Genomic DNA, 8,590 nt, shown 5'->3' on the forward strand with positions numbered 1-8,590 from the left:
CAGCGGCATTTTCCCAGTCTGAATGAAATGATGAAGTTATTCCGGGACAATTCCTATGTGATCTGCCAAAGGCAGGGAAAATAACAATTGAACTCTAGTAGAGACTGACTGTCAGAACTGGGAAATTCCATTTCCAACAGGCGCAATATGATCAGCTGTTTTCCCTCTGCCCGTCTTGCAACTCAATCCGCAGTGCCAACGTCTCCTGATGATCAGGGCAACAAATGCAACGCTGGCAGTGCAGACAATAATCAGTGCTGTTTTTGCGGTAACCGAAGGGTAACCTTATTTCCCGGCACGCAGGGGTATCATCGGGACAGTGTTGAGCCAGTGCAATCGCCTTCGCCCTGTCGTCCCGGTTGTCAGGACAGGCTGGCCCAATCCTTGTATTTGTCGCCCGGGGCAACCTCGGTCACTTTGCCACCCGACGGGCTCCACAGGGCCGTAGTCGATGATCAGCCCATTGTGGTGCGTAGTCTCCTGGCCAGAGGTGTCAAGGTTAATTCCCCTGTCGAAAGCGGTATCACGGCCCTGCACCTGGCGGCCAGCTATGGTCAGTCAGCAACCACCGAGGTACTGCTGGCAAACAGGGCCAAAGTCAATGCCAGGGATGTCGAAGGGATGACGCCCCTCCATTACGCCGCGGCAAACAACTGCATTGACGAGATAAACCTGCTGTGTGACAACAAGGCCGATACCAGCGCCAGCACCCGCAAGGGGCTCAATCCCCTCCACCTCGCCGCCATCACTGATCACCCGGACGCTGCCAAAATGCTGCTGAAGCGCAATGCCAACGTCAAAGCCAAAAGTGTGGATGGGCATACCGCCCTGCACCACGGGGCCATAAACGCCGGCAAAGAGCTGATTAAAGTCCTGATCAAAGGGAGTGCCGCAGTCAACGGGCCAACCGGAAAAAGCAAATCCCACGGGGTTGAGTCAATGACCCCGCTGCAGTTGGCCATTGCCAATGGCAATCATGGGGCTGCTGAAGCCTTGTTGGCCGGTCGGGCTGATATCACGGTAGTTACCCACAATGGCAGGGATCTCTCGCAATTGGCAGAGGATAACCATGCACTGACCCAGCCAATGGTCAGGGTGCTTGCCAGCAGGCTGTGCATAACCAGCGCGGATTACAGCAAATTGCATGAAAAACTGCTGTGGTTGCTGGCGGAAAGTGAGGAGTGGGAGCTATTCCACCAACTGATGGCGGCCACGACCGGTGCTCGTGTGCATATTGATGAAATTCACAGCATCGATTCAAGTATGTCCATGCTCCACAAGGCCGCCGCTGGCGGGCAGACAGCGGTGATCTTGGCGCTGATTCAACAGGGGGCTGACGTTGACGCCCTGTCCCTTGATGGAATCCCCGCTCTGCACTTGGCAGCGGCCAACGGTCAACATGCCGCCATCCGGCTTCTGGCTGACGCAGGTGCCAAAATTGATGCCACATCCAGACCTATAAGGAAAACAGCCCTGCACCTGGCCGCTAGTAAAGGCGACCATGAAACGATCAGGTTGTTACTGTCCCTGGGTGCTAACATCAATGCCCAGACAATCGTTGGCACCGCCCCCATCCACTGTGCGATATTTGAGCGGCACCACGAGGCGGTTGACGTTCTGGCCAATGCAGGTGCGGCCCTTGTGGTCATCACCAATGACCTTCACAACAAAACGTTACTGCAATGGGCAAGTTATAAAGGCAGCCTTACTCGCCCCATAGTCAGGGCGCTTGCCCGGTCCCCCTGTCATGTTCAGGCCCCCTGTGAGGGTATGCGGGCAGAACTGTTGGGCCTACTGGCCAGGTCCGGTGAGTTTGATTTATTTGAACGACTGTGGTCGGTAACCACAAATCCGGATATTCATGCCTTGTATTGTCTGGATCATAAACCCGAGTATCCGGTGCTGCACAAAATTATCGCATCCGGACGGCTGGATAAAATTGTCCCCATGTTTCAATATGGCGCTAAAGTTGATGCCCGTCACCATGCAGGTTGGGAGCTAATCCACGTTGCCGCCTACAATGGTCATCCACCGGTCATTCGCTACCTGATTGAGCAGGGGGCTGACGTTAATGCCCGCGTCACAAAAGACAATAAAACCCCGCTTCATCTTGCGGCCAAAGGGGGTTGCCCAAAAACCGTGGATTGCCTGCTTGAGTCTGGTGCTGATATCAACGCCTGCACTTCAGTTAACCGGACGCCCCTGCACTATGCCGCAAAAAAGGGGCATACCAAAGTGTGTCAACGCCTGCTTGAGGCTGGTGCTGTTCTGGATGCCCGAAACGCCTTCAGCATGACCCCTCTCCATCTTGCGGCAATGCAGGGCAAGCACGAGACCGTTGCAAGTTTGCTGGACAAAGGCGCTGATAGTAACGCACGCAACTACCAGGGGATCACCCCCCTTGAGTTTGCCCATTATTCTGCCAAACTCTCCCCGCTTCAGCAGTTCCTTCATAAGGTGGCTGATATTCCGGATCTCGAAAAGACCATGACGCTGTTGAAAAATACCCATGACCGGCACAGTCGATAATGATTAGCTGACCGGGAGTTTCAGCAAAAATACGGGGGGCGAGGAGTGTTTCCTGTTCTGGCGCTGGGGCGATTCTTTGCCATACGTACCGTAGGTCTGAGATTAATGCTGGAACCACTTGTTCTTTTGCGGGCAGCGGGCGGCGACATTTTCCCGGATTGAATAAAATGATGAAGTTATTTCCAGACAACTTCCCGGAGCGGCACAGGACAAGCGAGATCGGGAGCACGTTTATGAAATATCCGGACTAAGCTGTGTGAAAAGTTTCAATACGCAACTATCCTGATATTGCAATGAGATGAGTAACCGTCATGATCAACAGTACAGATGTTGTTAAACCACCCGTTCCAATAAAAACACCGGAAAGTGCTGAAAAAACCCCACGTGGCAACCTCCCTCATGGTCCGCAAAGTCATGATGCCGTCCCTTATCTGGAATCTGCCGATGGTGGAACAAAAGAACAACAAGTTGTCAGCCTTTCAAGTCGTACCATTACTGATTTGACTTTACCTTTAAACCACTTGCACCTGGAAAATACTCCGTCGTCTACTACCCCGGACAGGCAGGGGCTTCCCGAGGCGGGCGGGGGCAATGAACAAGACATTCGTCCCACAATTGCTCCCCGCGAGCCATATCCGGGTACTCCTGAGGATACAGGTTGGAATATGAATAATAATCCCCCGGGCAATTACTGTGCGAGATATGTCAATATACCGCAGACAGATGTTAAAACTGTCCGGATTGGTAACCAGGACTTGATCACGCTGGATACTTCTCAACCCTTCGTTGATTCAACCCGGATGCTAAACAGGGGCTTTGCGGAGGTGTTTAACTTCAGTTTTCTGGCTGATTTTCTGAGCAAAAACGACAAAATCGAACACATTGTTGATATTGGCTGTGGTAGCGGAGATTTTTCCCTGTTTATGCAAAGCTATCTCAACGAGCTGGGGTGCCAGATTACAGTGATTCCTGTGGATGTAGCCAATTTTTATACCGGTCTTGAGGGCCATTCCAAGCCAATCCCCATTAACATCTTACCGGCCCAGGAAATTGCCGATGCTTCACCTTCAACCACGTTATTCACCGCTATAAACCCGCAAACAAGCTCCCTCCTCTCAGAAGCAAGAAGACTGAACAGAGAGATTGCCGAGGGCACAACTGATTATTTCCTTACCACACTGATCAAAAACAATCCGGACTGTTTTGTCCTGGTCACCGAAGGATATAATCGTAGTGGCCCCCAGGATTATATTCCCCCGGAACTGGTTTACACAAAACACTACAATGTATTTGCCAACCCCCTGGCGTCCGGGTTTGAGGACTCAAGGGGTTATCGTCTGGCAAAAGCCGAAGCTATGAACGGAGAAAACGGTTATTTTTATCGGTTAAACCAGTTGCTGGCAAAACTGCCTGAACAGCGGGATAGTTATCTGGATTCGATTGCAGCCATTAAGGATTCATTGCTACTGTCAATGCTCCGGGAACCTGAGGCAAGTTGGCCAGATGTCATCTTCGGGAAATATCAGGAAAACTGGTTGACCAGGATGGGTGCCGAAAGTTTCGAAGAAACCGCCTCTATTTTGAAAAAAGATGGCCTTGAGATAGATTGCTGGCATGTATACCGCTGGGATGCCAAAGCCACAGAGTTTCAAACTGCCAATCCCCCCGCAAGAATTCAGCCTGAACGGGAAATCGAAGGATTCCTGGACTATTTCTGTGAAATCCTGTGACAGATTTCTGTTTGGGCCAATCATTATTTATAAAGCCGCCTAACGAGAGCGCTTTTTCGGATGAGGGCTGAAACGTTTGGCGCTGCCTTTCACTTTGCTGGCCTGCACTTCGTTCTTTTTCGGCCGGTCCTGCGGTTTTTTCCGGAAGGCAGGTGCGGGTGACAGGTCAACCAGGGCGGCAAGGGCGTCGATATCCGGTTTTTCCAGCTCTTGAAACTGCCCCTGGCGCAGGTGATCAGGAATGATCATGCTGCCAAAACGGACCCGCTTCAAACGGCTGACTTTCAGGTCCTGGGATTCCCAGAGACGTCGGACTTCACGGTTACGCCCTTCAAGAATACAGACATGAAACCAATGGTTAATGCCAGAACCACCGGAATCCACAATATCGGTAAAACGGGCCATACCGTCTTCCAGCTCGACACCGTCAAACAGGTTTTTTACTTTCTGCGGGGTGATCTGACCCATGACCCGCACGGCGTACTCCCTTTCTATGGAGTGGGATGGGTGCATCAGGCGGCTGGCCAGTTCACCATCGTTGGTAAACAGCAGCAGACCGGAGGTATTGAGGTCCAGACGACCAATGGAGATCCAGCGTTCGCCCTTCAGTTTGGGGAGTTTATCGAACACCGTCGGGCGGCCTTCCTGATCAGAGTGGCTGCAGATTTCACCTTCAGGCTTGTTATAAGCAATGACCCGGCGAATACCGGAGGCGTAGGCGTCCAGCTTGATAACCCGGCCGTCCACGGCAATGACGTCGGCCAGGGTTGCACGGTCACCCAGGCTGGCCCTGACACCGTTGACGCTGATGCGCCCTTCGGTGATCCAGCGCTCCATCTCACGGCGTGAGCCAAGGCCAGCGCCCGCCAGGATCTTTTGTAGTTTTTCGCCCTGCGGAGGGAGTGTAGTTTCAGTGGTCATGGGATATCGGCGAGGTCTGCGCCCGGAATCTGACAAGAGGGAGTGCAGTATAACGACAGGATCGGGCACAAACAATCCGATTGAGTAGCAGATAGAAGTTGTACGAACTTCCAATGAAATTAACCAGCCATGTTTGCCCCGGAAATTGTCCCGAAATAATTTCAACAGGTTGAACCCGATCTGCGTTCATCCTGAGCTTGTGATTACCTGGGGCCGGAGTTGACGCACTTCGACATGCTCAGGACGAACGTAGTTTTGAAACCTGGAAATGTGCAAATTATTCTGGTGCAATTCCTTAATGGTTATATGCTGTGTTTGTCAATCCGCCAAAAACTCGGAGGAAACAGAAATGTCACCGGGGGATGGGCGCTCATTGTCTTTTGGTGTCGGGCAAGACGGTGAGGCGAGTACCCACTTGCGTCATAAACTGATATTGGCAATCCGGAATTTTGATCTGGCAACGGTGTGCGCCATGCTCGATCAAGGGGCTGATGCCAACGGCCGGTATAATGGCAACAGTTCACTACTGCATTATGCTGTACGATCAGGTCACAGTGGTATGGTCGACGCGCCGTTGAGTCATGGTGCTGACCCCAATGCCCGGGACAGCAATGGCTACCGTCCGCTATGGATTGCCGTAGAGGATGGGCATGTTCAAATTGCCGAGTTGTAGAAGTCTTCACGATTTTGCTGGCTAACCACTTTGATCCGTTTGCCCAGCCCTGGCTGCACCGGAAGCCGGGAAATAATAGCAACCAGCCCAATTCGACCCTTATCCGTCTGGCTGAGCGGAACCGGCGTGTCGACCTTGTTAACCTCCTGAAGAATTATACGCCTGTACCTTATCAACCGACATCGTTGCAGTGTGGCGCCCGTGCTTCTATTCGTGCCCGTCTGGTGCAGAACCGGGCTAATCTGGCGCAAGCGCTGAGTGCCGATTCTCATTGTCTGGGGCTGCCCACGGCCTTGAATACTTTTGTGTACCGACCGTTGTCCTTATAGAGTGATCAAGCAATTATTCTTGTCAATTGTGAACCTATTGGGAAAGTAAGCTGTCTAAGGATAGTCACATATCTTTCGTTTAAAAGGTTTATTTATGAGTTGGCCAACGGTAAATGGCGGATTGCCAGGATCTGTTTACGGAGTTCAAACAAACGGCGATGATTCGGACGACTCTGCCATGTCAGAGAGTGTCCTGCATGCGGGAGGTATCTTTCGCAGTAGCACGCCTGAAGATCAACAGCGTTGTCCGGTTGGCGCTCGGGTTCCCGGTGCTGTCACGCATGTCGCCAATTATATGAACCCACCATTGGGTGAAAGTGGCACCGATAAACCATCAGTTGTGAAATTTATCATTGGCTCAGATGATGAGAGTTCTGATGACGATGGTTCATCCCTGTCCTCCGGCAGTTCAGAACCTGGCAACCTCACGGGGTTGGAGCAATCGCTTCAGAGTCTTTTGGTAGAGGGGGCGTATTTCCCTGAAGGTGCAGGCGTTCAACGGGGGCTGATAACGGTGGAGGCTATAAAGTCAAGTTTGAATGAACTGGCGTCATTATCTTCTTCGCAGCAGGGTGGTAAAGACATGGCCAATGCCAGAGAAAAACTTGGTCAAATGATCACTAACGCTATCACAACAGACGATTTGGCAGAATTGCCAGACATTGCCGGTAAAATTCAGGCTTGGCTGAAAACCAATGGCACGTTACTGAATAAATATGGCGTAAAGCCCGTCGACCCTAAAATACCCGATTTCAGTACCGGGGCAATGGTTCAAATAAAATTCGAGGATTATATTAACGGAATTGCCAATACCGGTGTTATGTCTGAACCTAGCAAAGGGGTTGAGAAAATTAATACCTATCTGCAAAACCATGGTATATCCATACATGGCTACAGCCTTTGCACAGATATGCGTAATATGCCCATGGTATCCCTCTCATTTTACAGACAAAATGCAATGTGTCCTGCTGATGGTGAAGATTTTCCCGATTTTACTTACCTTCTTGATGGCGATAAAAATAAAGATTGGCACCACCTTGCTCGTGAATTGGATGCTTATTTCCAACCGATATTTGCGTCGGAAGGGGGCTCAGTTCCAGCTGGCACTTTTGAAGAATACTTCCGGAAGGAGGAAGCGCCTTCTCAGTAGTCCGAATTGATGAGTAGAAGCTCCCTGTCGCCGTCTCTTGGCATCAGTTCGTAATTGTTCTCGTCAGGCTGTGGTCTGGAGAGAGCTGATGACCCTTGGCGGTAATAGAGGTAGGCGCATGCACAGCCGACCAGAGCAAAAAAAAACGCGCCCGGGGCGATACCGGCTATACGCAGTGATGAATCCGGGCCAGAAACGGACAGGGTGGTGGCCAGCTCTGCGGTTGAGGATGCCAGGAGGCTGTCCGAGAATAGACTGACCTGCTGCGGTTGCGATAAATTGGTCTGAAAATTCCTGCTTCTTTACCGGAGGTATTCACCTGCAGTTGACTGCAGTTATGTCGTAAACAACCCCTTTAAAACTCAATCCCGCCCCGATTCCGGCATATGCGTGTTTTTTTCTGTTTCAACATGACAGTTTACCGCTATCGTCTTGTTAACAGTGCCTTCACTAAATCCCGCCCCAATACCGGCATGCGCAAATATATCAGAGGTTTTCACATTACAGTTCACCGCTTTCGTGTTGGTGACAACACCTCCTTTATCCTGATATCCCGCACCAATACCGGCGTGGGATTCACCGGAAGTTGTCACTGTGCAGTTCATCACCGTTGTGCCGGTAACAATGCCCGAGTTTAACCTGCCCACGGCAATACCGGCATGTGCCCTGTCGCCGGAGGCGTCCACACTGCAGTGTATTCCTGTTATGTTGGCAACACTTCCGCCATTAACGATGCCAGCACCAATACCAGTGCTTCCACCGTTGGTAGCAAGGTCAACACGTTCTGCCCGGATATTACTGATTGTGGCGTTGTTTGACATTGTACAAGCAGCTACCCCGGCTGAAGTGTTTGACTGAATATTGGCATCACCAAGAAGCAGGTCATGGATACTGCCGTTACCGGACAGGTGACCTGCCATGGAAGATTGAAGATTTGATAACACCCGCCGTCCAGCTCGCCAGTGAATGGAAGGGTTTCATTGCCAATGGGCTGAGGCAATTGGCTACCGTTGATATTCGCAGTTAGCCGGTATGTTTTGCAGCATGATTCCTCATTCTGGCAGATCTTGCCAAGAGCTGTGGCGTTTGCCACCTCAACCGGAGAATCAGATGCCGATGACGCGCCGATGGTACAAAGGCCCACCAGGGCCCCCAGTGCCAGGGAGGTGTCGGGTAACTGGTTGACCGCTAGAGGCTGTCCGTGAATAGCGCCCGTAGCGAGGATTGCGAGAAATTGAGGCTAAAAATTTCTGATTCT

At 51.4% G+C, this 8,590-nt stretch carries 7 protein-coding genes; 5 read left to right on the forward strand and 2 right to left on the reverse strand.

Going from position 1 to position 8,590, the window contains the following annotated elements; translation table 11 throughout:
• The first annotated feature begins 147 nt into the window (after nucleotides 1-147).
• Both KDK14_RS07750 and KDK14_RS07755 read left to right on the forward strand, forming a co-directional pair.
• Nucleotides 148-2,529 (forward strand): ankyrin repeat domain-containing protein, encoded by a 2,382-nt coding sequence (locus KDK14_RS07750; protein ID WP_257264509.1) that lies wholly within the window; start codon nucleotides 148-150, stop codon nucleotides 2,527-2,529.
• Between the two features lie 311 nt (nucleotides 2,530-2,840).
• On the forward strand, nucleotides 2,841-4,259 hold the full coding sequence (locus KDK14_RS07755) for a hypothetical protein (protein ID WP_257264510.1): 1,419 nt from the start codon (nucleotides 2,841-2,843) through the stop codon (nucleotides 4,257-4,259).
• 39 nt (nucleotides 4,260-4,298) lie between these two features.
• On the opposite strand, the gene rluB is transcribed toward KDK14_RS07755, so the two are convergent.
• Nucleotides 4,299-5,180 (reverse strand): 23S rRNA pseudouridine(2605) synthase RluB, encoded by an 882-nt coding sequence (gene rluB, locus KDK14_RS07760; RefSeq protein WP_257264511.1) that lies wholly within the window; start codon nucleotides 5,178-5,180, stop codon nucleotides 4,299-4,301.
• A 349-nt stretch (nucleotides 5,181-5,529) separates the two neighbouring features.
• Here rluB and KDK14_RS07765 point away from each other — a divergent pair, with 349 nt between their 5' ends.
• From KDK14_RS07765 to KDK14_RS07775, 3 genes are all read left to right on the forward strand, one after another.
• Nucleotides 5,530-5,853 (forward strand): ankyrin repeat domain-containing protein, encoded by a 324-nt coding sequence (locus KDK14_RS07765; protein ID WP_257264513.1) that lies wholly within the window; start codon nucleotides 5,530-5,532, stop codon nucleotides 5,851-5,853.
• A 14-nt stretch (nucleotides 5,854-5,867) separates the two neighbouring features.
• The gene (locus KDK14_RS07770) at nucleotides 5,868-6,182 is read left to right on the forward strand and encodes a hypothetical protein (RefSeq protein WP_257264515.1); all 315 of its coding nucleotides are present in this window, start codon (nucleotides 5,868-5,870) and stop codon (nucleotides 6,180-6,182) included.
• A 94-nt stretch (nucleotides 6,183-6,276) separates the two neighbouring features.
• Entirely contained in the window at nucleotides 6,277-7,332 is a 1,056-nt protein-coding gene (locus KDK14_RS07775) for a hypothetical protein (RefSeq protein WP_257264517.1), read from the forward strand.
• 362 nt (nucleotides 7,333-7,694) lie between these two features.
• Here the strand turns inward: KDK14_RS07775 and KDK14_RS07780 are convergent, their stop codons facing one another.
• Entirely contained in the window at nucleotides 7,695-8,276 is a 582-nt protein-coding gene (locus KDK14_RS07780) for a hypothetical protein (RefSeq protein WP_257264518.1), read from the reverse strand.
• Nucleotides 8,277-8,590 lie beyond the last annotated feature (314 nt).

The organism is Endozoicomonas sp. ONNA2 (genome assembly GCF_024606365.1).
GTDB lineage: Bacteria > Pseudomonadota > Gammaproteobacteria > Pseudomonadales > Endozoicomonadaceae > Endozoicomonas.

What these genes read in the sequence shown, in the direction of transcription:
- KDK14_RS07750 (WP_257264509.1), top strand. Translation starts at nt 148, where the DNA reads ATGATCAGCTGTTTTCCCTCTGCCCGTCTTGCAACTCAATCCGCAGTG.
- KDK14_RS07755 (WP_257264510.1), top strand. Translation starts at nt 2,841, where the DNA reads ATGATCAACAGTACAGATGTTGTTAAACCACCCGTTCCAATAAAAACA.
- rluB (WP_257264511.1), bottom strand. Translation starts at nt 5,180, where the DNA reads ATGACCACTGAAACTACACTCCCTCCGCAGGGCGAAAAACTACAAAAG.
- KDK14_RS07765 (WP_257264513.1), top strand. Translation starts at nt 5,530, where the DNA reads ATGTCACCGGGGGATGGGCGCTCATTGTCTTTTGGTGTCGGGCAAGAC.
- KDK14_RS07775 (WP_257264517.1), top strand. Translation starts at nt 6,277, where the DNA reads ATGAGTTGGCCAACGGTAAATGGCGGATTGCCAGGATCTGTTTACGGA.